Consider the following 23,446-nt stretch of genomic DNA (forward strand, 5'->3'; position numbering starts at 1 on the left):
TTTCACTGATATTATCATGTTTATTTTATTGTGCCTATAATTGGAGGCTATGTAAATGTTAAGTGATCAGACGAGATATTCTAGGCTCGCGAATATAACAAAAATAATAAATACAAAATTAGAACTACGTGAAGTATTGCAGCGTGTAACAATGGCGATATCAGAGGAGATTGTTAGGTACAACGCTGTTGGAATTTATTTACCCCAGGAAGATGGAACATTTAGAGGGTTTGCAGGAAAACCTGAGACTATAAATGGCGTAACGCTTGATACTCAGGTAATTGATCCTGAAATAGACTTACTGGCAAAAGAGGTTATTGAAACCAAAAAAACCATCTATATCCCTGATACTTCAAAGGATCATCGGCCGGATTCGAGACCAGTTGATGCGTTCAAAATTAAGTCCTTATTAGCCCTGCCTATCTCATTTGGGGAAGAGTTATTTGGTCTGGTTTTTTTATTTGATTATGGAGTTCCAATGAACTTAACAGATTCAGAAATTCAAAGTGTTGAAGCTTATGTAAATATGGCTGCGGTCGCAATTCAAAACGCAAATAATTTAACACAAAAGGAAAACCTTATTGCCGAGAAGCAGCTGTTACTAAATGTTACCCGCGATTTATCAATGTGTTCCTCGATACAGGAGAGTTTTGATAAATGTTTTTTTTACTTAGGACAGATTTTAGAGAGTAAAAACATGGCCGCCCACCTTTTAGACCCGCTAGACAAAACAACGATTAAAACAACGAAGTTAAGCAAGGACTGTGATTGGACAGAAGCGGATTGGATGGAGAAAAGCTATGAAGCCAAGATCCAAGAGGTTATTCAAACAAAAAATATAGATAGTAAGGGTTTACTGATGATTCCATTGGTTTCAATGGGAGAAGTATTAGGGGGAATCGTTGTTGGCAAAGAGGGGAAAGCTCTCAATTACGATAATTCCCAAATTCAACTGGCAAAATCTATCGTTGATGCCACAGCTCCTACGTTTTCAAACTTGTTATATATGGATCAACTTGAAAGCATGGTGGAAGAGCGAACGAGAGAACTAGCTGCTGCTAATGAAAAAGTTACAAGTGTGATTGAAAGTATTACGGATGGATTCTTTACTTTGAATAATAAATGGGAATTTACGTACGTAAATAAGCATCAATATTTTCCACAAAGAAAAACAGCAAAAGATGTATTAGGCAAGAATATATGGGAGGTTTTCCCGAGTAGCGTCGACGCAGTTATGTATAAGGAATTTCATCGTGCAATGTCAGAGAGAACTACAGTTCATTTTGAATTTCTTTCTATCTCTGATGAATATTGGCACGAAGTTATTGCATACCCGTATGATGATGGTATTTGTTGTATTTTTAAAAACATAACGGAAAAAAAGCAATATGAGCAGGAATTGAAAAGGTTATCCAACATAGATTTAATAGGGCAAATGGCAGCAGGTATTAGCCATGAGATTAGAAATCCAATGACAACAGTACGAGGATTTTTGCAGTTATTAAAAGAAGAGAACACCTATGAGAAACATAATAAGTACTTTAATTTAATGATTGAAGAACTTGACCGTTCCAATTCAATTATTACTGAATTTCTCTCAATGGGTAATACAAGGAAATCGGATTTGCAGATGTTAGATTTAAATTCAATTATCCACGATAGTATTCCTTTAATAAAGATTGATACGTATAATCAAAATAAATATATTCAAGTTGATACAAATGACATTCCGGAATTACTTTTAAATCGTCATGAGGTACGGCAATTATTAATAAACCTATACCGTAATGGTTTAGAAGCGATGAGCACAGGGAAAGTTCTAACCATTAGCACCTACAAGGAAGGGCAAAATTGTGTGGTGCTTGCAGTGCGGGATCAAGGAAAAGGTATCAGGCCTGAAGTATTAGAGAAACTGGGTACTCCATTTTACACGACCAAAGATAATGGAACTGGGTTGGGGTTAGGCGTATGTTATGCCATTGCTGCCCGTCATAATGCAAAAATAGAAATTCAAACAGGATCGGAAGGCACTACCTTTTTTGTTAAATTTAATTATAAAAATAATGAACAATAACCTCATTTAGATTAGTTGTGGTGAACCGTATCATAAATAGTGGTATAATAGCACATTAAAACGGCTACATATGTGGCCGTTTTTTCTATTTTATATAATAAATACGTATTTCCTAAAATAAGTATGTTTCTATTTCTAAAAAAGTATGCTGTAATATGAAGAGGAAAAAATTATAAGTAGTCAGAGAAGTGAGGAATTAAAGGTGAAGAAGTTTAAGAAGTTTTACTTGGAGATTACGAGCGTATGTAATCTTGCGTGTAGCTTTTGTCCGCCGACGGAAAGGCAGAAGCAATTCATTTCTGTGGAGGATTTTGCTAAAAGATTAGACCAAATTAAACCTCACACAGACTACATTTATTTGCACGTGAAGGGTGAGCCGTTGCTACATCCAAAAATAGATCAACTGTTAGATTTAAGCCATGAAAAAGGGTTTAAAGTTAATATTACGACGAACGGAACGTTAATTAATAAGAGAAGGCATAGATTGTTAAATAAACCTGCGTTAAGACAAATGAATTTTTCACTGCACAGTTTTGATGGACATCCAGGTTCAGAAGATAAAGAAGGCTATGTAAGGAGTATACTTTCCTTCATTAGGGAAGCGACAAGTCAATCAGATTTAATCGTCTCGCTAAGGTTATGGAATTTAACTCAGGATAATAAAACAAACGCTGAAATCCAGAAAAATAGAGAGTTATTATCCATAATTGAAAATGAGTTTGATCTATCTTATCAAATTGAAGAGAAGCTTACACCAGGAAAAGGTATAAAAATTGCGGAACGTGTATTTATTAATCAAGATTATGAATTCCAGTGGCCGGCATTGCATGAAGAAGAGGATGATGGAAAGGGGTTCTGTCACGGTCTTCGAAATCAAGCAGGTATTTTAGCAAATGGAACGGTTATTCCTTGTTGTTTAGATGGTGAAGGGATTATTAATCTTGGTAATATTAATAATGATTCATTTTCTAATATTATAGAAGGTGAAAGAGCGCAAAATATTGTAGAGGGATTTTCGAAAAGAGTTGCAGTTGAAGAACTTTGTAGAAAATGCGGATACCGTAAAAGATTTGGAAAGTAAATATAGGATAAGCCCTCATAAAGTGAGGGCTTATTTTTATTCTTGATAAGAACGTTCTAATTCATCAATTAAGGAACCAACGTAAGAAACAGCTTTACGGATTGCATCCGGTTTTGACATATCGACCCCGGCGTGTTTCATTAGTTCAAGTGGTTTCATTGTACCACCAGCGCGAAGTACATCTAACCAGCGATCAACGGCAGGTTGTCCTTCTTCTTTAATCATTTGGGCTACTGTGGTAGATGCAGTGAGACCCGCAGAATATGTGTAAGAATATAAGCCCATATAATAATGAGGTTGACGCATCCAAGTTAATCCGGCACCTTCATCAATTTCTACAGAATCTCCCCAGAATGTAGAAAGCACTTTTGTTTTGATTTCGGTTAAAGTGGTAGCTGTAAGTGCTTGTCCTTCTTCTGCTAAGGTATATACTCTTCTTTGATATTCACCCTCAAGTAAGTGAGTAACAAAGTTATGATAATATGTGCCGAGTAGTTGTAATATGACCCATCTGCGCATTCTCTTATCGTCAGTAGTCGCCAGTAAATGCTGGGCTAATAGTAATTCATTCATCGTTGATGGCGCTTCAACAAAGTACATAGATGGACGTACATTCATAATACGCTGGTTTTTATTTGCTAAATAAAAATGACCAGCATGTCCAAATTCATGAGCTAATGTGAAACATCCGCGCATTGTATTTTGCCATGTAATTAAAATGTAAGGATGAGAACCGTATGGGCTTGAACAAAATGCACCTGTTGATTTACCTACATTATCTGCAAGATCTACCCATCTTTCTTTGAAACCTTTTTCGATTATGGCACTATATTCATCACCTAATACTTTTAAAGAATCTTGAATGAGTTTGCCTGCTTCTTCGTAAGTAATCGTAGGATTAAATTCGGGATCTAAAGGTGCATGTAAGTCGCAGAAAAGCATTTGATCGAGTCCTAATACCTTCTTTTTTAAATCTGCAAAACGGCGCATATGAGGTGCTAATTCGTTATAAATAATATCTAGTTGGTTGTTATACATTTTAAGTGGCACTTTTTGGGGTTCTAAAAGCATATAGGTAACGGACTCGTACTTGCGTAAACGAGAAAGAGTCACCTGTTTTTTTACTTCAGTAGCATATGTTGTGGCAACTGTATTTTTATATCGTTTCAGTGTGGAAACGAATGATGAATATGCTTTTCTACGTATATATGTGCTTGGAGAAAATTCATATTTACTTTCAAATAATGCGAATGAAACAGGGAGTTCGTTTCCTTGTTCGTCTTGTATAGAAGTGAAATCCATATCGGCCAATTTAGTCATGCCGTAAATTTTGTATGGAGAACTATGAACTTCTCCAAGTGCAGCAAGTACTTCTTCTGTTTCAGGTGAAAGAGTGTGCGGTCTTTTGTCCAGCACTTCTAGTAATGATTTACGGAAAGGCTCGAGTTTTGTTTCCTCATTTAAATATTTTTCAATCAATCCCTCTTCAAATGAAAGAATTTCATTATAAATAAAGGATAGTGCGGTATGTACTTTCGTTCCTAGAGCAGAAATTTTGGAAGAGTTCGCTTGAATAACTGGATCTGTATGGTCAGCGGATTCTTTTAAATTTGCATATGAGCTCAGTTTTGTTAACTTCATTAAAAGCTCTTCCTCTAAAAGTAGGCAATTTAATAAAGCAGTGGAACTAGTATGTAAGCATCCTTTAAATGAATCGAGTTTTTGTATATTATTTTCCAATACGTGTAATGCAGTATGCCACTCATCATCAGACTTGTACAAATCGGAAAGATCCCATGTTAGTTCGGTAGGAATTTCTGTGCGAATAAGGCGTTCTTCGATTACATGTTTCATTTATTATAGCCCCCTTATTTTAACTATCTAAAAATATGATACTAGAAAATTCAGTAAAATAAAAACATTTAACATTTTTATACATAAAAAAGAAGGACAAGCATATAAAATGCTTGTCCTTCGAGTTAAATTTGAAAATTAATATACTTTGTCACCATTGAAAATAGAGTTTTTCACGACAACATAATCTACAGTACGAATAGCGTCTAATTTTGTTCCGCCAGCGTAAGAGATAGAAGATTGAAGATCTTGTTCCATTTCGATTAAAGTGTCTTCTAAAGAACCTTTATGCTCAACGAACATTTTCTTACCTTCAACGTTTTTCTTCTCACCTTTTTGGAATTCAGAAGCAGAGCCGAAGTACTCTTTATAAAGCTTGCCATCTTTTTCGATTGTTTCCCCTGGTGACTCTTCATGACCAGCGAATAGAGAACCGACCATAACCATAGTCGCTCCAAATCGAATTGATTTAGCTACGTCGCCGTGAGTACGAATACCACCGTCAGCGATAATTGGTTTACTTGCAGCTTTTGCACACCAGCGAAGTGCAGCTAGCTGCCAACCACCAGTTCCAAAGCCCGTTTTAATTTTTGTAATACAAACTTTACCAGGTCCAATACCAACTTTTGTTGCGTCAGCACCAGCATTTTCTAATTCTCTTACCGCTTCTGGAGTTCCAACGTTTCCAGCGATCACGAAGCTTTCTGGTAAATGTTTTTTAATATGTTGAATCATGTTGATCACAGCATTAGAATGACCGTGTGCAATATCAATCGTGATGTATTCAGGTGTAAGTTGCTCAGCAGCTAATTGTTGTACGAATTCATACTCGTCCTCTTTCACACCAACGCTGATAGAAGCGATTAATCCACGTGATTGCATATCTCTAATGAATGAGATTCGTTTCTCTGGTTGGAAACGATGCATGATATAGAAGTAATTGTTTTCAGCTAAATAAGTTGCAATTCTTTCATCAATAATCGTTTGCATATTTGCAGGTACGACAGGTAATTTAAATTTATGTTTTCCTAAAGTGACAGTTGTATCACATTCAGAGCGGCTATTTACAATACATTTTGCAGGAATTAATTGAATATCTTCATAGTCGAATACGTTTTCCATCATTTACACCCCTAAAATACGAATATTTCATTAAGTTTGTTCAAAAATGTTCGTCCAAAGGATAATTTACATGATTTTCACGTATAAGTCAAAGGTTTTCATGTTTATATTTAAAAATTAAAGTTTATCCCGCTATTTGCCGGGCAGTAAGACTCCCACCTCAAAAATTGGTGAGAGCAAAGAAGTTAGGTAGGAGCCCTGCTACCCGTAAACGCCCGATTGGTGAGGGCTAATAATCAGTGGGGATGAACCCCCCCACTGATTAAAGTTTCACTTTATATACGTATGTTGTAGGTTCATATGATGAAAATGTGTTTTAACATAGCATCATTTGATGTAAAATTATGTTTGGAAAAGAAAAGTTAAATAGGTAAATTTAGGAGGGTCGTTAATGAAACGTTTAGTATATATGGATTGGTTGCGTGTATTAGCAACAATAGCAGTTGTTACAATTCACGTTTCTGCTGGTTATGTTTCCATGTTAGATACAAATAACGTGTCGCGCTGGATGGCTGGTAACCTTTTTGAATCCATTTCACGTGCCAGTGTTCCAATCTTCGTGATGATTAGTGGAGCTTTATTGTTAAAGGGGACGAAAGATATTCCAATCGGGGAATTTTTACAGAAGCGTGCAAGTAAGGTGATTATACCGTTTATAGCTTGGAGCGCTATATTTTACGCATATGGAGCATATGCAGGATATTTTCCAGCTTCTTTCAAGCAAGGAATAAAGCACTTTTTAACGGATACGATTGGGGGACATTTATGGTTCCTATATATGATTGTAGGGATATACTTAATTACACCTCTACTGAAAATATTTGTGAAAAACGCTAAAAAAAGAGAGATAGAATACTTTTTAATTTTATGGCTATATGCATCTGTTGTAGTCAATTTAGCGAAATATTATTATCCAATTAACTTTAATATTGAATTATTTTATGTTACAAATTATGTAGGGTATTTCCTACTTGGTTATTATTTATCTAATTTTGATATTTCTAAAAAATGGAGAAATATTTCTTACATTGGAGGATTCGTAGGATTTATTAGTACATTCTTTATTACTTATTACTATACAGTAAAAGCAAATGGACAGTTAGAGCAGTTTTGGTATGGATATTTTGCGCCAGGTGTCGTACTGATGGCGATTGGATTATTTATATTTTTCAAATATGCATTCCAAAAGTCAGAACGAGAATTACCATTGTTATTCCGTTTTATAAATCAAGCAAGCCTTGGAATCTATATTCTTCACTTCTTCTTATTAAATAACTTGTTGTACATGGTTTTTCCTAAGGTAAATGAGCGTGTGCATGCAATATTGGCGATACCTATTAATGTAACGATTACAATTGTTCTTAGTATGGTAATCACTTTAGTATTGCAAAGAATACCGGTTGTGAAAAAACTAGTTCCGTAAAAAATGAATATGGTATAGATAGGGCAGACTTATTATTAAGGCTGCCCTTTACTATTTTAAAATTATACTTAGATAAATTTAGATTTAAATGAATTGAAAACAGTGGATTAATATAGTATCTTACTATAGTCTAAAGTGAGGTATGAAGAACATAATAGGTTAAATATAAAATCAAATGAGGTTAACATATGAGTAAAAAAAGTTTTAGTAATTATGCATTAAATAAAGAAATCATACGAGCACTTACTGGTTTAGGCTATGAGTATCCGACAGAAGTGCAAGGAGAGGTTATTCCAGTTGCACTGCAAAAGAAGGATCTTGTTGTAAAATCGCAGACTGGAAGTGGAAAAACAGCTTCGTTTGGTATACCACTTTGTGAAATGGTAGAGTGGGAAGAGAATAAGCCACAGGCATTGGTTTTAACACCAACGAGAGAACTTGCTGTTCAAGTAAAAGAAGATATTACGAATATAGGTCGATTCAAAAGAATTAAGGCTGCCGCAGTTTATGGTAAATCTCCATTTGCACGCCAAAAATTAGAGCTAAAGCAAAAGACACATATTGTAGTGGGGACTCCGGGTCGTGTGTTAGATCATATTGAAAAAGGTACTCTTTCTTTAGAGCGCCTAAAGTACTTAGTTATTGATGAAGCAGATGAAATGCTAAATATGGGGTTTATCGATCAAGTAGAAGCAATTATTGATGAATTACCTACAAAGCGAATGACAATGCTATTTTCAGCAACGCTTCCAGAGGATGTTGAAAAGTTGTCTCGTACATATATGAATTCACCAACTCATATTGAAATTAAAGCAGCTGGGATTACAACAGATAAAATTGAACATACACTTTTTGAAGTGATAGAAGAAGAAAAGCTTTCACTTCTTAAAGATATAACAACAATTGAAAACCCAGATAGCTGCATTATTTTTTGCCGCACACAAGAAAACGTAGATCATGTATATAGACAGTTAAAGCGCGTTAACTATCCTTGTGACAAAATACATGGTGGTATGGTACAAGAAGACCGTTTTGAAGTGATGGATGATTTTAGAAAAGGAAAGTTCCGTTATTTAGTAGCAACAGACGTAGCGGCTAGAGGAATTGATATTGATAATATTACACATGTTATTAATTACGATATTCCACTAGAAAAAGAAAGTTACGTACACCGCACAGGAAGAACAGGACGAGCTGGTAATAGTGGAAAAGCTATTACATTTATAACGCCTTATGAAAATAGGTTTTTAGAAGAGATTGAGGGATACATCGGATTTGAAATTCCAAAGGGACTTGCACCTTCAAAAGAAGAAGTTATAAAAGGGAAAGCAGTATTTGAAGAAAAGATACATGCTAAACCAATGATAAAGAAAGATAAAAATGCAGATCTAAACAAAGGAATTATGAAACTGTACTTTAATGGCGGGAAGAAAAAGAAAATTAGAGCGGTAGATTTCGTCGGTACAATTGCTAAAATTAAAGGTGTTACAGCAGAAGATATAGGCATTATTACAATACAAGACAATGTTTCTTACGTTGAAATATTAAATGGAAAAGGACCGCTTGTTTTAAAAATCATGAAAAACACAACGATTAAAGGGAAACAATTAAAGGTTCATGAAGCAATTAAGTAAACAAAAAACTATCCACCCTCTAACAGGTGGATAGTTTTTTGTTTAAGATTCTTTGAGATCATCAACTAGTTTCTCTGCTAAACGTCTATACATATTACTCATAGTCACGAAGGATGTTAGTAATAAAAACTTTTCTAGCTTGGGATCTTCTAAGGAAGAAACTTCATTTACTTCCGTAACACGTGTATTTACGTCTTGTTTAAAGCTTTCCACATTGGTTTCAGTAAGAGAAAGATAATCTTTATAGAGAGTATTTAATTCGAATGTTTCATCGTTTATTAATGGTGCATTTATATTTTCTAAGGAGCCTTTTATATCATTAATGGAAAGGGCTCCTTTTAATTGATAAATTAAGCTGATTAAAATCATATGCTCTTTTGAATACTTTTTATTTTTGATAGGGATAAATAATTTCCCCTTTGCGTAATTGTTAATCATCGTTTTTGTTAATACTTTTTCATCAGCAGTTCTCGTTGTATCTGCATAAGTATTCTCAAATAGCTGAACAACTTGGTCTACATATAAATCGACATTTGGGATATCCTCAAGTTTAATATTTTTTTCTAAATGTAATGATTCAAGTAATTTGTTTATATTTTCCACGTAGAACCCCTCACTTTTATAACTTAGTGGAGCTTAATGTTTAGTATATCTTTAAATATGGTATTACGAAACAAATGAAATGTAAATGTTGACCTGTACGAATAATGTATATATAATTACATGTAGTTATCAAAACTACATGTAATTATATGAGGGGTGTTTATATGAATGCTTATGTAAGAGAACCGGTTAATGCATTTACTCACTTAGGAGGAGCTGTATTATCATTTATTGCATTATTAGCTATGCTTGTGAAAGTTTCTGTTAAGATGCCATCTTTTGCTGCGATTACAGCTGTTATTTTATTTGGTATCGGTATGATGGTTCTGTATACAGCATCAGCTGTGTATCATAGTGTTGTAGCCAGTGAACGTGTTATTTATTTCTTTAGGAAGCTAGATCATTCTATGATTTTTATATTAATTGCAGGTACATATGCACCCTTTTGCTTAATTACATTAAATTCGGCAAATGGTTTACTATTATTTTGTTTAGTTTATGCAACTGCGATTTGTGGTATTGTTTTTAAAATGTTTTGGTTTAATTGTCCAAGATGGTTATCGACAGCAATTTATCTTCTGATGGGTTGGTTAATTGTTCTATTCTTTGCACCGCTAGCTGAGAATTTAAGTACAGGAGGTATTCTTTTCTTAGTAATTGGAGGCATTTTTTATACAATTGGTGGATTTATTTACGGTGCGAAGCCAAAATGGTTGGAGTTTAAATATATGGGACACCATGAAATTTTTCATGTTTTTGTATTGTTAGGTAGTCTTGCGCATTTTCTAAGTGTATATTGTTACGTAATTTAACAAATGAACCTTTCGAGTGCTTTTTAGTGGAACCGTTATTTTTCTTGATTAATAAGAAATGATATAGACAAATATGTAAGTTGAAGGCTATATAACTTAAAGGTTATGTAGCCTTTTTATATAAATGAAAATAAAAATTTAAATATTTAGAATTTTCACCCTCAAAATATGATAGGATAAATGTGTATTGAGATTTTATAATTGATGATAAGTGGGGGACTATATATATGGCGATACTTATAACGGGTGGAGCAGGGTATATTGGTAGTCATACATGTATAGAATTATTAAATAATAATTATAAAATAATAGTCGTAGATAATCTTTCAAATAGTTCAATAGAATCTTTAAACAGAGTAAAAGAAATAACAGGGAAACAATTTGAATTTTATAAAGAAAATGTTTTAAATCGTGAAAAAATGAATGATATTTTTTTGAGAAATAACATTGAAGCAGTTATTCATTTTGCAGGTTTCAAAGCAGTTGGGGAATCGGTTACAATTCCAATTACATATTATTATAATAATATAATGAGTACAGTCATACTATGTGATGTAATGCAAAAACATAATGTTAAAAAATTTATTTTTAGTTCATCTGCAACCGTATATGGAGTTCCAAAAACATCACCAATTACAGAAGACTTTCCATTAAGCGCGACGAATCCATATGGGCAAACCAAATTAATGATTGAGCAAATTATGCGTGATATAGCAAAAGCTGATAGTGAATGGAGTATTGCGTTACTTCGCTATTTCAATCCGTTTGGGGCGCATCAAAGTGGACGTATTGGAGAAGATCCGAATGGGATTCCGAATAATTTAATGCCATATGTAACACAAGTAGCGGTAGGGAAATTAAAGGAATTAAATATATTCGGAAATGACTATCCGACAATAGACGGGACAGGTGTCCGGGATTATATTCATGTTGTTGATCTTGCAAAGGGACATGTAAAGGCACTCGAGAAAGTACTTGTGACCAAGGGAATTGATGCATATAACCTTGGTACGGGGAAAGGGTATAGTGTATTGGAGATGGTTAAGGTTTTTGAGAAGGTTTCGGGCCAAAAAATACCTTATAAAATTATAGAGCGTCGTCCTGGTGATGTAGCAATATGTTTTGCTGACGTATCTAAAGCAAAGCGAGAATTAGGGTGGGAATCGAAACATGGATTAGAAGAGATGTGCGTAGATTCTTGGAGATGGCAAGTAAATAATAAAAATGGCTATCAAATGATTTAAGGTAGTTAATAAGGTATCCTTTTAATATTTTATAGGATACTTTATTTTTATTTATATAATAAATTCGATTCTTTATTATGTTGGTTGAAGTCAGTAATATGTTCATTTTACAATAGAAAAATCAATGAAATATTACTGACCGTAGCATTTCAATGGGAATTTGTTTTATTGAGGGTTTGTATAAATTGGTAATATAGATGAGAAATCTTCATGAATTTTAACAAGTTGTTTATGATAAACTGTATTGCCCTCTTGGATTGTATAGGGCAGAGCACTTCGCCCAAAACAGTTTGCAATAATATTAGCATGCTTCGGATAGGAAATGCGGATTTCATAAAAATTAACTGTCTCATCTAATTCTGCATAAAAAGAAGTTGAATGATTTCCAGATAAAGGATAAGGGAAACTTGCTTCTGAACTCTCGCCAATTAATACAGGTAATTTTACCGGATTAGAATAGCTAGACCAATCCCAAATTTCTATATTTATATGATGTTCGTATGCATTTAGATTTACAATGTTTACTACAGCTGAAGCAGTTGCAGCTTCTTTTGTTAAAACACCTGTGGAATAAATACCAATTTGATTTGGATAATAAAGAGGCATAAATATCAAACCTTTCCAAATTAATATGATTGTACAATATTCTATGCGGATAATTGATAGAACGAGATAGGGGAAATGCATCATTCTATTAATTTTTTATAGAAATAAAAAATGTAACATTGAAAAGTATTCCAGTACTTGTATCGTTGTTAGAGTACGTTTATAATCAAGTAATCTTAGCTATTTATTAGGCTTATTTATTATTGAAAGCGTTTTTAGTATATATGTATTTGGGGAATACCATCTCTATATAATTGTTATGTAATGGATTTTTCTGTCGTTTTTAAAGGTAGGAAGTCTGACTTATATAAAAAACTGTGTATGTAGTTTGAAGTAAGAAGGAAAATAAGAAATAATATTATCTTTTATATGGTGGGAGGTTGAAGTGTGGGAAGGGAAATTTTTCACACGAATATATATGGGTTATGTAGGATTATTACTTTCAGGTGCAGCTTTATTCTTAAATAGTCTTGTCATATTAGGCAAAGCAGAGATGAAAAGTGCAGGTGTCTTTAATTTATTTGTGGGGGCATTACAAATTATCATTCCGTTCTATTTGATCATGATTTCTGATCAAAGTAATTGGACGGTATATTCATATGCAGCTACTTTTTTATTTGGTTTAACATATTTGTATGTAGGAGTTACCTTTATTACGGGAATGAGTAGCACTGGGTTAGGTTGGTTTTGCCTATGGGTAGTTATTATTGCTTTATTTTATATGGTTGTATCTTTTGTTCAATTTCAAGATGTTCTTAACGCGTTAACATGGTTTATGTGGGCTTTACTTTGGTATTTATTCTTTGTGCTAAATGTGCAAAAGAAAAATATTAATCAATACCTAGGTAGAATAGCATTTGTACAATCATGGGTAACACTTACACTTCCATCTCTCTTTTATTTTATGGGAATATGGGGAGAGCCATTAGTATATGAAATATCAGTTTATGTATCGGTAGTTTCAATTTTATACTTTTGCTATTGTATTTTTAAATATCGGGTACGTTAATGTATCGTATGTAGGAAAGCATGGAATCTTTATTATGATTCCATGCTTTTTATTTATATTCAAGTTTATAATTTAGGTAGTAATTTACATTACCAAATTTACCTTACACGCATGATGAATGGCAGGCATCATCAATATATGGGTCTAGTTAACCATAACCTTATGAAATTACCCACTTTCCACTCAAAAATTTGGTTAAGGTAAAAATAATTTTCTTAAGTCAAAAATACACTTGTTTTTTCGGAAGTCAACAATAATTCTGGAAATCTTTTGACAAATATTACGATAAAAGTAACAATTTTGATTTCGTTTGTGACTCTTATCCTTTTTGCTTATACTGTAAAGTAGTAGCGTTTTGTTGAAATAGAAGGAGATTGTTTATGAGTAAAACGAAACAATTAATAGAGGAAGCAAGTAATTTTATTACGATTTGCTATAAAGAGCTTAATAAAGAGCAATTAATAGAAGAGCGTATGAAAGAAATTTTAATAGAGATAGAAAAGACTGGCACGTATGAGCATACATTTGAAGAGCTTGTTCATGGATCACGGATGGCATGGCGTAATAGTAATAGATGCATTGGGAGATTGTTTTGGAGTAAGATGCACATATTAGATGCACGTGAAGTGAATGATGAAGAGGGTGTATATAATGCATTAATTCATCATATTAAATATGCAACGAACGACGGGAAAGTGAAACCAACCATTACAATTTTTAAGCAATATCAAGGTGAAGAAAATAATATACGGATTTATAACCACCAGTTAATTCGATATGCAGGATATAAAACGGAAATGGGAGTGATTGGTGATTCTCATTCCGCTACATTTACAGATTTTTGTCAGGAGCTTGGTTGGCAAGGAGAAGGTACAAATTTTGATGTATTACCACTTGTATTTTCTGTGGATGGGAAAGCACCTATATATAAAGAAATTCCGAAAGAAGAGGTGAAAGAAGTACCAATTGAGCATCCGGAATACCCTGTATCTTCACTCGGAGTAAAATGGTATGGAGTACCGATGATTTCAGATATGCGTTTAGAGATTGGTGGTATTTCTTATACTGCTGCTCCGTTCAATGGATGGTATATGGGAACGGAGATTGGGGCTCGTAACTTAGCGGATTATGATCGTTATAATTTACTTCCAGCAGTTGCAGAAATGATGAATTTGGATACGTCAAGAAATAGTACGTTATGGAAAGATAAGGCATTAATTGAGTTGAATATCGCTGTGTTACATTCCTTTAAAAAACAAGGCGTGAGTATTGTCGATCATCATACTGCTGCACAACAATTTCAGCAATTTGAGAAGCAAGAGGTCGCTTGTGGCCGTGTTGTAACAGGTAATTGGGTATGGTTAATTCCGCCGTTGTCACCAGCTACCACTCATGTTTATCATAAACCGTATCCAAATGATATTTTGAAGCCGAATTTCTTTCATAAATAGTTTGTAGTATAGAGCGTTTCCTGCAAAATATAAATTTTTTTAATTACTGCTATATAGCAATTGGAAGCCTTTACTCCTAGTTATTTAGGGAAGGGGCTTTTTGAACCATGGAGTTCCGTATGTTATAATCAAATTTCTGTTTCGAAGACCTTATAGAAATATAAGGTCTTTTATTTTGCCCTTTTATGTAAGAGGAATAGATTGTTTCTTTAAAATAAGGGATTTAGCATATTTTTAGGGACAACGTAAGTGTGTGGATAATTGATGGAATATTATACTTATATAACTATTGTGTTTCGAATTTAAATAAGGAAACATAATAAAGTTGTTTTTTTAGATTGCTGAGGAAGGAGGAAGTGTAAATGAGGATGAAGAGTCAAAAAACGGATTGGCCTGTATTTCTTATTAGTGGTGGTTCGCTTTTATTATTTGTACTTGCAGTTTTTGTGAACAAGGAGTATGTAGAGAGAGTAATTAATAACAGTTTTTCCTTTTCAATTAAATATTTCGGTGCCTTTTGGCAAGTTTTATTGTTAGGTACATTTATTGTTGCGATGTGTATGGCATTCTCGAAATATGGGAGGGTCAAACTAGGTAACTTAGAAAAACCTGAGATTAGTACGGCAAAATGGCTTGCTATTATTATGTCTACATTACTTGCCGGAGGTGGCGTTTTTTGGGCAGCAGCAGAGCCAATGTACCATTTGATGACGGTGCCACCAATACATGAAGGTATATCTGCTGGAACGCAAGAAGCAGTCATGCCTGCTTTAGCACAAAGCTATATGCACTGGGGTTTCTTAGCCTGGACGATTTTAGGGACAATTAGTGCAGTAGTTATGATGTACGGTCACTATCATAAAGGAATGCCGTTAAAACCTCGAACGCTTTTATATCCTATTTTTGGGGAGAAATTGCGAAAGAGTTTGTTTGGAACGATGATTGATGCATTTGCAATTATTGCAGTAGCTGCAGGGACAATTGGCCCAATTGGATTTTTAGGTTTACAAGCAAGTTATGGCTTACAAGAATTATTTGGAATTTCTGATGTATTTACTACTCAATTGGCAATTATCGTTTGTGTAGTGGCTGTGTCTACTATATCTGCAGTAACAGGTATTGATAAAGGGATTCAAATTATAAGTAATTTAAATGTTAGATTAGCAATTTTGTTAATGGCATTCATATTACTGTTTGGGCCAGGTGAATTTATTATTGATTCGTTTGTTTCTTCATTTGGATTTTATATACATGAATTTATTCCAATAAGTACATATCGTGGCGATGCAAGTTGGTTAGGATCGTGGACAATTTTCTTCTGGGGATGGTTTATTGGATATGGACCGATGATGGCAATTTTAGTGAGCCGAATTTCAAGAGGAAGAACGATTCGAGAAATAATCGTTGCAATTGGAATTATCGCACCTATTATTACAACGTTTTGGTTTACTATATTGGGGGGATCTGGTGTCTTTTATGAGTTAATGAAACCAGGTTCTATCTCGGTGGCATTAAGTGAATCTGGTATGCCAGCTGCTATGATTGCAATTACAGAGCAATTGCCACTTTCCAATATTGTTGGACCAGCATTTCTTTTATTAACAATTTTATTTGTAGTAACCACAGGAGATTCAATGGCCTATTCCATTTCAATGGCAGTAACTGGAGATGGAAATCCTAGAATTACCTTGCGAGTTTTTTGGTCTCTTATTATGGGCGCTGTTGCCGCCATTCTTTTATATATGGGTGAGGGAAGTATTAATGCACTACAATCCTTCATTGTAGTGACAGCTGTTCCTGTATCATTTCTATTATTCCCAATGTTATGGTTAGCGCCTAAAGTTGCAGGGGAATTAGCATTAGAACAAGGTATTGTAAAAGAAGAAGATACAACGGCCTTCTTATTTCAAAAAGCTAGTAAATCAAAATAGATAATAAAAAGAGAGGAAGGTTCTTATTTTGGGGAGCTTTCTCTCTTTTTTATGTCTGTTAAAAGTTTAATTGTATTGGTGGGATTTTTCAAAATATATCCATTCCCCTTGACGGTTACCTTATTATTTTTCGATAATAAAGTGAAGCTATAATTGGTGAGGATTTTTCTGATCCACCACTGATTATTAGCCTACATCAACTGGGATAAAACTGACTAAACAAAAAGGAATGAACCACAGATGCTAAATTTAGTACTTATGATGATTGAACGTGTTGGACTGATTGTTATTTTAGGTTTTTTACTCTCTCATATTAAGACATTCAGGCGCCTACTTCATAGGCAGGATGGATATATAGATAAGTTTAAGCTTATTTGTATTTTTTCAGTGTTTACAATTGTAAGTAATTACACAGGAATTGAAATTGCAGGGAATATGATTATGAATGAAAATTGGATACAAGGTGTTTCTTCATCGAGTACAATCGCAAATACACGTATTATGGGTGTTGGAATTAGTGGATTTCTCGGTGGTCCTATCGTTGGAATTGGAGTAGGATCGATTGCTGGTATTCACCGTTATATGCTTGGCGGGACAACAGCGGCAAGCTGTGCAATCTCATCAATTTTAGCAGGAGTGATAGCGGGATATATTGGATACTTTTTCCAAAAACATAATCGTACAATTACACCTAAATTTTCAGCGATTTTAAGTGTGTTTATCGTTTCTTTAGAAATGATTATGATTCTATTAATTGTAGAGGATGGAATGAGTATTGTGAAAACAATCGCGATACCGATGATCCTTGTGAATAGTTTCGGGAGCTTTATTTTACTTTCTATGATCCAAGCTATTTTGCGTCAGGAAGAGAATGCGAAAGCATTGCAAACGCATAAAGTATTACGAATTGCTGATAAAACGTTACCTTATTTTCGCCGGGGTTTAACAGAAGAATCTTGCAAGTATGTGGCACAAATTATCCACCGCTTTACGGGAACAGATGCGGTATCCTTAACAGATACAGAGAAAATTTTAGCTCACGTTGGATTAGCATCGGATCATCATATTCCTTCACACAGTTTAATAACAGGTTTATCGAAAGAGGTCCTACATACAGGGAAAATAATGAAAGCGAAATCGCGTGAAATTATTAATTGCCAACATGATGGGTGTCCACTGCAAGCGGCAGTTGTTATTCCATTAACTTCACATGGGAATACGATAGGAACGTTAAAACTTTATTTTAAAAACGCTAGTCAATTAAGTCGTGTTGAGGAAGAGTTAGCGGAAGGATTAGCTAAAATATTTTCCACACAGCTTGAGTTAGGTGAAGCGGAGTTACAAAGTAAGTTATTACAAGATGCTGAAATAAAAGCGTTGCAAGCACAAATCAATCCGCATTTTTTATTTAATGCGATTAATACAGTATCAGCTTTATGCCGAACAGATGTAGAGAAAGCGAGAAAATTATTGCTGCAGCTTAGCGTTTATTTTCGTTGTAATTTGCAAGGTGCACGTCAATTACTTATTCCATTGGAACAAGAGTTGAATCATGTACAAGCATATTTATCGTTAGAGCAAGCCAGATTTCCAAATAAGTATGAAGTAAAGATGTACATTGAAGAAGAATTAAAGACAACTTTAGTTCCACCATTTGTGCTTCAGTTATTAGTTGAAAATGCATTGCGCCATGCTTTTCCGAAAAAGCAGCCATTGTGCCAAGTTGAGGTGCATGTGTTTGAAAAAGAGGGGATGGTTCATTTTGAAGTGAAAGATAATGGACAAGGGATTGAGAGTGAACGTCTAGAGCAATTAGGAAAAATGGTAGTTCCATCAAAGAAAGGGACTGGAACAGCTTTATATAATATTAATGAACGACTTATTGGGTTATTTGGGAAAGAGACAATGCTTCAAATTGAAAGTGAATTAAACAAGGGGACGGAGATTATCTTTGTAATTCCAAAAAAAATAGGGGAGGAAGAACCGAGTGTTAAAAGTATTGGTAGTTGATGATGAAATGTTAGCACGGGATGAATTGAAATATTTGTTAGAGCGAACGAAAGAAGTAGAGATAGTGGGCGAGGCAGATTGTGTAGAGGATGCATTAGAAGAATTAATGAAAAACAAACCAGAGATTGTTTTTCTGGACATCCAACTATCTGATGATAACGGATTTGAAATCGCAAATATATTAAAGAAGATGAAAAATCCACCTTCAATCGTGTTTGCAACTGCATATGATCAATATGCACTGCAAGCCTTTGAAGTAGATGCATTAGATTATATTTTAAAGCCATTTGATGAAGAGCGTATCGTACAGACATTAAAGAAATACAAGAAACAAAAGCAAACAAAAATAGAAACAAAGCAAGATGTAAAGAGTGTAGATGTAACGACCGAGATGCATAAATTAGCACTGCCAATTGAGGAGTCAATTGTACTTGTTAATATTGAAGATATTATTTATGTAGGACTTGAAGATGGGAAAGTAACTGTAAAAACGATGAAAGAAAAATATGTAACACATGATACGCTTGTTATTTTGGAAAAGAAATTACCACAAACAATTTTTATGCGTGTTCATCGTAGTTTTATTGCGAATATTAATCATATTACAGAAATACAGCCATGGTTCAATTCTACTTATAATTTAATCATGAAAGAGGGTTCAAAAGTACCTGTTAGTCGTACATATGCAAAAGAGCTCAAGAAGCTGCTTCGTATTTAAGAAGCAGCTTTTGTATTTCACTGTATAATTTTTGTAATTGGCTGTTTATATTTGACATTCTGTTATGTAAACGCTTTCTTTTGCATTTATATCTTATAAAATAAAGGTACCAAATCAAAAGAGGTGGCCAAAATGAGCACAAAAAAAGTATATGGTTTTCTATCACAAATATTCGTTTTTTCAGCTATTATGTTAGTTTCTAATATTATCTCAACCCATTTACCCATTCCGATGCCTTCATCAGTAATTGGGTTAGTCGTTTTATTTAGTCTATTATGTTTAAAGGTTATTAAATTGGAGCAAGTTGAATCATTTGGAACTGCTTTAACAGGTATTATCGGATTTCTTTTCGTCCCATCAGGTATTTCTGTTATTAATTCTCTTGATGTAATGAGCCAAAATTTTTTACAAATCCTAACTGTAATCGTTGTCGCAACAATTATTTTACTTGCTGTAACAGGTTTATTTGCACAATTAATGTTAGGTAAAGATGACAAAGAAACAAAAGATACAAAAGAATTGAAAGTTGTAAACAAAGGAAGCAAACATGGAAAAGTCGCGTAACTATTTTAGACCATACATGGTTAGGAGGTAATGAACATGACAAGCACAATGACTCCATATTTCGGAATCGTCGTTTCATTAATTGCATACGGAATCGGAACGTTTTTATTCAAACACTCAAAAGGATTCTTCTTATTTACACCACTATTCGTAGCAATGGTATTAGGGATCGTATTTTTAAAGGTAGGTAACTTTACTTTTGAGGAATATAATACTGGTGGGAAGATGATTAGTTTCTTCTTAGAGCCAGCAACAATCGCCTTTGCAATTCCATTATATAAACAAGTTGATAAGTTAAAAAAATATTGGTGGCAAATTTTGTCAGCTATCGTGGTTGGATCTATTTGTTCAGTGGTTGTCGTGTTCATTGTCGCAAAAGCGATTGGTTTAGATACAGCAGTAATGAACTCAATGTTACCGCAGGCAGCAACAACAGCCATCGCATTACCAATTTCTGAAAGCATTGGTGGTATTCCAGCAATTACATCATTTGCAGTTATCTTTAACGCAGTTATTGTATATGCATTAGGAGCATTATTCTTAAAAACATTTAGGGTGAAACATCCAATTGCAAAAGGTTTGGCACTTGGAACAGCGGGTCATGCATTAGGCGTTGCAGTAGGAATCGAAATGGGTGAAGTAGAAGCAGCTATGGCAAGTATCGCTGTGACAGTAGTTGGTGTCGTAACGGTGGTGGTTATCCCAATGTTCATGCCGTTTATTGGATAATAAAGTGAAACTTTAATCAGTGGTGGTTGTCTATCTCCCACTGATTATTAGCCTTCACCAATCGGGCTTTTACGAGCAGTTATCTGCCACCTAACTTCCTCATATTCGCCGAATTTTGAGGTAGGGATCTTACTGCCCGTTAATGCGGGATAAAACTTACTTAAAAAAATATAAAAGCAAGCTATTTGTAGGGCGGATTTCTACTGATAGCTTGCTTTTTATGTTACAGTAGTGGTAAGACCTATGTTTAGTAAAATATAAGTTTCTTTAAATCTTCATTAATACTACGGAGAATACGTTTTGAATTAGGTCATTGTATTGTAAAATGAGAAGTAAGCTACTATATGGTTTGATAAGGGCTTATAAGAATTTTAATATAAATAATTAAAGGTAGAAAAGAGAGAGAAATCTACTTATTAACGTTTTACTTTATAGGACAGGAGAGAGTACTCGTCGATTATGCAAATAAAAAACCTGTTTCAAAGCAAAGGATTTCAGCGGTTAATCGTATTAGTATTACTTGCTCTCATATTGTATGGGATGCAAAGTATGTTAAATTTAATTTTAATTACGTTTATGTTGACGTATTTAATGGATCGATTCCAAAAGTTTATTTCTCGTAAATTAGAACATTTCATGCCAATCAATCGAAAAATTATTATAGCGCTTTTATATGTAATGTTAGTGGCGGGAATTGCCATTACGCTATTTAAATATTTACCGGTATTAACAATACAAATTTCGCAATTGATTTATCAATTCAATGTATTTTTAAGGAATCCACCTGATAGTGAATTAATTAAGTATGCAGTTAATGCTGTCAATCATATGGAACTTTCTAAATATGTAGGACAAGGCGTAGACATTTTGTATAAATCCATTACGAATGTTGGGAAATTCGGTCTGCAAGTTTTACTTTCTGTAATTTTAAGCTTATTTTTCTTACTTGAAAAAGGGCGTATCGTTGCTTTTACTGCGAAGTTTAAAGAAAGCAGACTTGCAATTTTCTATACTGAAATTGAGTATTTTGGAAAGAAATTTGCACGTTCATTCGGAAAGGTAATTGAAGCACAATTTTTAATTGCAATTGTTAACTGTGTTTTATCTGTTATCGCATTATGGATATTAGACTTCCCGCAATTATTAGGTTTAGGGTTAATGATTTTCTTGCTTGGTTTAATTCCAGTGGCAGGTGTTATTATTTCGTTATTCCCGCTTTGTATGATTGCTTACAATATCGGCGGTATTATGTATGTCGTTTATATTGTAGTTATCGTAACAGTAATCCATGCGCTCGAAAGCTATGTGTTAAACCCGAAATTCATGTCACAAAAAACAAATTTACCGATCTTCTACACGTTTATGATACTAATTTTCTCTGAACACTTTTTAGGTGTGTGGGGACTAATTATCGGTATTCCAATCTTCATTTTCTTATTAGATGTTTTAGATGTGACAAGTGATGAAATGGATCAGGATGTTGGAAAACAATAGAGTAAAGAAAAAGCATCGATATTCGATGCTTTTTCTTTTATAACAAAGTGTTTCTTATGCCATACTGTAAGGAGAATATAGAATAGGGGTGAAATAATGACTGTAAATGAAAAGATAGAATTAGCTACATTTGCTGGAGGGTGTTTCTGGTGCATGGTTTCGCCATTTGAAGAGATGGAAGGGATTATACAAGTTGTTTCAGGCTATACAGGTGGCCATATAGAGAATCCAACGTATAAAGAAGTGTGCTCGGAAACAACTGGACATTATGAGGCAGTACAAATTACATTCGATGCAAATAAAATGTCGTATGAAGAGTTATTAAATATATATTGGAGACAAATTGATCCGACTGATATTGGAGGGCAATTCCATGACCGCGGGCAGTCTTACGAAACAGTGATTTTTTATCATAATGAAGAACAACATAAAAAGGCAGAAGCTTCAAAAGAAGAGCTTGAGCAGAGTGGGCGCTTTTCAAAACGAATTGCGACAAAAATATTGCCAGCTACTACATTTTATACAGCTGAAGAATATCATCAAGGATATCATAAGAAAAACACATTCCGCTATGAGTTATATCGTAAAGGTTCAGGGCGTGATGCTTTTATTAAACAACATTGGCCAAAGAATAATGCCCATTTAAAAGAAAAACTAAACGATATGCAGTTTTATGTAACGCAGGAAAATGGTACAGAACCACCATTTCGAAATGAGTATTGGAATCATCAAGAGGAAGGTCTTTATATAGACATCGTTTCAGGTGAACCGTTGTTTACTTCTATAGATAAATTTGATAGTGGATGTGGATGGCCGAGTTTTACGAAACCGGTTATGTCAGCTAGCGTGAAAGAAAAAATGGATGTTAGTCATAATATGACGCGTACAGAAGTGAGAAGTAAAGAAGGAGACTCACATCTTGGGCATGTATTTCCAGACGGTCCAGGACCAAATGGACTTCGTTATTGTATAAATTCAGCAGCTCTTCGATTTATCCCAAAAGAGGAGCTAGAGAAAGAAGGGTATGGTGATTTCCTAATCTTGTTTGGAGATAAAAAATAACCTCGCAGTTAGCGAGGTTATTTTT

General features: G+C 34.2%; 19 protein-coding genes. 15 read left to right on the forward strand and 4 right to left on the reverse strand.

The annotated features are described in order from the left end of the window. The first annotated feature begins 55 nt into the window (after nucleotides 1-55). Both MR065_RS17365 and MR065_RS17370 read left to right on the forward strand, forming a co-directional pair. On the forward strand, nucleotides 56-2,074 hold the full coding sequence (locus tag MR065_RS17365; RefSeq protein WP_242214538.1) for a GAF domain-containing sensor histidine kinase: 2,019 nt from the start codon (nucleotides 56-58) through the stop codon (nucleotides 2,072-2,074). 202 nt (nucleotides 2,075-2,276) lie between these two features. Then, nucleotides 2,277-3,155: a radical SAM/SPASM domain-containing protein gene (locus MR065_RS17370; RefSeq protein ID WP_242214539.1), complete on the forward strand. Its 879-nt coding sequence runs from the start codon at nucleotides 2,277-2,279 to the stop codon at nucleotides 3,153-3,155. 36 nt (nucleotides 3,156-3,191) lie between these two features. Here MR065_RS17370 and pepF read toward each other — a convergent pair whose 3' ends face one another. Together pepF and guaC are read right to left on the reverse strand one after the other, a co-directional pair. Beyond that, entirely contained in the window at nucleotides 3,192-5,009 is a 1,818-nt protein-coding gene (gene pepF / locus MR065_RS17375; protein WP_242214540.1) for an oligoendopeptidase F, read from the reverse strand. Between the two features lie 138 nt (nucleotides 5,010-5,147). Beyond that, nucleotides 5,148-6,131, reverse strand: a complete 984-nt coding sequence (guaC, locus tag MR065_RS17380) for a GMP reductase (protein WP_061690304.1) — start codon at nucleotides 6,129-6,131, stop codon at nucleotides 5,148-5,150. 391 nt (nucleotides 6,132-6,522) lie between these two features. Between guaC and MR065_RS17385 the strand changes: the two genes are divergently transcribed. Next, entirely contained in the window at nucleotides 6,523-7,554 is a 1,032-nt protein-coding gene (locus MR065_RS17385; RefSeq protein WP_242214541.1) for an acyltransferase, read from the forward strand. Between the two features lie 188 nt (nucleotides 7,555-7,742). Then, entirely contained in the window at nucleotides 7,743-9,188 is a 1,446-nt protein-coding gene (gene dbpA, locus MR065_RS17390; protein WP_242214542.1) for an ATP-dependent RNA helicase DbpA, read from the forward strand. A gap of 42 nt (nucleotides 9,189-9,230) precedes the next feature. On the opposite strand, the gene MR065_RS17395 is transcribed toward dbpA, so the two are convergent. Then, nucleotides 9,231-9,791, reverse strand: coding sequence for a DUF1836 domain-containing protein (locus MR065_RS17395; protein WP_097902499.1), 561 nt, complete (start codon nucleotides 9,789-9,791; stop codon nucleotides 9,231-9,233). 164 nt (nucleotides 9,792-9,955) lie between these two features. Between MR065_RS17395 and trhA the strand changes: the two genes are divergently transcribed. Both trhA and galE read left to right on the forward strand, forming a co-directional pair. Further along, nucleotides 9,956-10,603 (forward strand): PAQR family membrane homeostasis protein TrhA, encoded by a 648-nt coding sequence (gene trhA / locus MR065_RS17400; protein WP_242214543.1) that lies wholly within the window; start codon nucleotides 9,956-9,958, stop codon nucleotides 10,601-10,603. Nucleotides 10,604-10,830: 227 nt separating this feature from the next. Beyond that, nucleotides 10,831-11,847: a UDP-glucose 4-epimerase GalE gene (gene galE, locus MR065_RS17405; protein ID WP_242214544.1), complete on the forward strand. Its 1,017-nt coding sequence runs from the start codon at nucleotides 10,831-10,833 to the stop codon at nucleotides 11,845-11,847. Between the two features lie 165 nt (nucleotides 11,848-12,012). Here the strand turns inward: galE and MR065_RS17410 are convergent, their stop codons facing one another. Beyond that, nucleotides 12,013-12,453, reverse strand: coding sequence for a hypothetical protein (locus MR065_RS17410; protein WP_242214545.1), 441 nt, complete (start codon nucleotides 12,451-12,453; stop codon nucleotides 12,013-12,015). Between the two features lie 418 nt (nucleotides 12,454-12,871). Between MR065_RS17410 and MR065_RS17415 the strand changes: the two genes are divergently transcribed. The 9 genes from MR065_RS17415 (at nucleotide 12,872) to msrB (ending at nucleotide 23,421) form a co-directional block, all read left to right on the forward strand. Continuing rightward, on the forward strand, nucleotides 12,872-13,462 hold the full coding sequence (locus tag MR065_RS17415; protein WP_098268574.1) for an AmiS/UreI family transporter: 591 nt from the start codon (nucleotides 12,872-12,874) through the stop codon (nucleotides 13,460-13,462). Nucleotides 13,463-13,842: 380 nt separating this feature from the next. Then, on the forward strand, nucleotides 13,843-14,913 hold the full coding sequence (locus tag MR065_RS17420; RefSeq protein WP_242214546.1) for a nitric oxide synthase oxygenase: 1,071 nt from the start codon (nucleotides 13,843-13,845) through the stop codon (nucleotides 14,911-14,913). Nucleotides 14,914-15,275: 362 nt separating this feature from the next. Continuing rightward, complete coding sequence (locus tag MR065_RS17425) at nucleotides 15,276-16,844, forward strand: BCCT family transporter (RefSeq protein WP_242214547.1); 1,569 nt, start codon at nucleotides 15,276-15,278, stop codon at nucleotides 16,842-16,844. Nucleotides 16,845-17,084: 240 nt separating this feature from the next. Beyond that, on the forward strand, nucleotides 17,085-18,854 hold the full coding sequence (gene lytS, locus MR065_RS17430) for a two-component system sensor histidine kinase LytS (protein WP_242214548.1): 1,770 nt from the start codon (nucleotides 17,085-17,087) through the stop codon (nucleotides 18,852-18,854). Next, nucleotides 18,832-19,572 carry a LytR/AlgR family response regulator transcription factor gene (locus tag MR065_RS17435; RefSeq protein ID WP_242214549.1) on the forward strand — a complete coding sequence of 247 codons (741 nt, stop codon included), beginning with the start codon at nucleotides 18,832-18,834 and terminating at the stop codon, nucleotides 19,570-19,572. The genes lytS and MR065_RS17435 overlap by 23 nt, the downstream gene beginning before the upstream one ends. Before the next feature lie 132 nt (nucleotides 19,573-19,704). Next, the gene (gene lrgA / locus MR065_RS17440) at nucleotides 19,705-20,136 is read left to right on the forward strand and encodes an antiholin-like murein hydrolase modulator LrgA (protein ID WP_242214550.1); all 432 of its coding nucleotides are present in this window, start codon (nucleotides 19,705-19,707) and stop codon (nucleotides 20,134-20,136) included. A gap of 36 nt (nucleotides 20,137-20,172) precedes the next feature. Beyond that, nucleotides 20,173-20,865 carry an antiholin-like protein LrgB gene (lrgB, locus tag MR065_RS17445; protein WP_002113184.1) on the forward strand — a complete coding sequence of 231 codons (693 nt, stop codon included), beginning with the start codon at nucleotides 20,173-20,175 and terminating at the stop codon, nucleotides 20,863-20,865. 459 nt (nucleotides 20,866-21,324) lie between these two features. Beyond that, entirely contained in the window at nucleotides 21,325-22,359 is a 1,035-nt protein-coding gene (locus tag MR065_RS17450) for an AI-2E family transporter (protein WP_242214551.1), read from the forward strand. 96 nt (nucleotides 22,360-22,455) lie between these two features. Beyond that, complete coding sequence (gene msrB / locus MR065_RS17455; protein ID WP_242214552.1) at nucleotides 22,456-23,421, forward strand: peptide-methionine (R)-S-oxide reductase MsrB; 966 nt, start codon at nucleotides 22,456-22,458, stop codon at nucleotides 23,419-23,421. Nucleotides 23,422-23,446: the final 25 nt, after the last annotated feature.

Origin of the sequence: Bacillus cereus group sp. BfR-BA-01383 (genome assembly GCF_022663495.1) — a bacterium.
GTDB lineage: Bacteria > Bacillota > Bacilli > Bacillales > Bacillaceae_G > Bacillus_A > Bacillus_A cereus_AU.

Coding starts and splice junctions, on each gene's coding strand:
- lytS (WP_242214548.1), top strand. CDS start 17,085: ATGCTAAATTTAGTACTTATGATGATTGAACGTGTTGGACTGATTGTT.
- MR065_RS17365 (WP_242214538.1), top strand. CDS start 56: ATGTTAAGTGATCAGACGAGATATTCTAGGCTCGCGAATATAACAAAA.
- galE (WP_242214544.1), top strand. CDS start 10,831: ATGGCGATACTTATAACGGGTGGAGCAGGGTATATTGGTAGTCATACA.
- MR065_RS17450 (WP_242214551.1), top strand. CDS start 21,325: ATGCAAATAAAAAACCTGTTTCAAAGCAAAGGATTTCAGCGGTTAATC.
- dbpA (WP_242214542.1), top strand. CDS start 7,743: ATGAGTAAAAAAAGTTTTAGTAATTATGCATTAAATAAAGAAATCATA.
- lrgA (WP_242214550.1), top strand. CDS start 19,705: ATGAGCACAAAAAAAGTATATGGTTTTCTATCACAAATATTCGTTTTT.
- MR065_RS17385 (WP_242214541.1), top strand. CDS start 6,523: ATGAAACGTTTAGTATATATGGATTGGTTGCGTGTATTAGCAACAATA.
- MR065_RS17425 (WP_242214547.1), top strand. CDS start 15,276: ATGAGGATGAAGAGTCAAAAAACGGATTGGCCTGTATTTCTTATTAGT.
- msrB (WP_242214552.1), top strand. CDS start 22,456: ATGACTGTAAATGAAAAGATAGAATTAGCTACATTTGCTGGAGGGTGT.
- MR065_RS17415 (WP_098268574.1), top strand. CDS start 12,872: ATGGGTTATGTAGGATTATTACTTTCAGGTGCAGCTTTATTCTTAAAT.
- MR065_RS17420 (WP_242214546.1), top strand. CDS start 13,843: ATGAGTAAAACGAAACAATTAATAGAGGAAGCAAGTAATTTTATTACG.
- MR065_RS17410 (WP_242214545.1), bottom strand. CDS start 12,453: ATGCCTCTTTATTATCCAAATCAAATTGGTATTTATTCCACAGGTGTT.
- trhA (WP_242214543.1), top strand. CDS start 9,956: ATGAATGCTTATGTAAGAGAACCGGTTAATGCATTTACTCACTTAGGA.
- lrgB (WP_002113184.1), top strand. CDS start 20,173: ATGACAAGCACAATGACTCCATATTTCGGAATCGTCGTTTCATTAATT.
- guaC (WP_061690304.1), bottom strand. CDS start 6,131: ATGGAAAACGTATTCGACTATGAAGATATTCAATTAATTCCTGCAAAA.
- pepF (WP_242214540.1), bottom strand. CDS start 5,009: ATGAAACATGTAATCGAAGAACGCCTTATTCGCACAGAAATTCCTACC.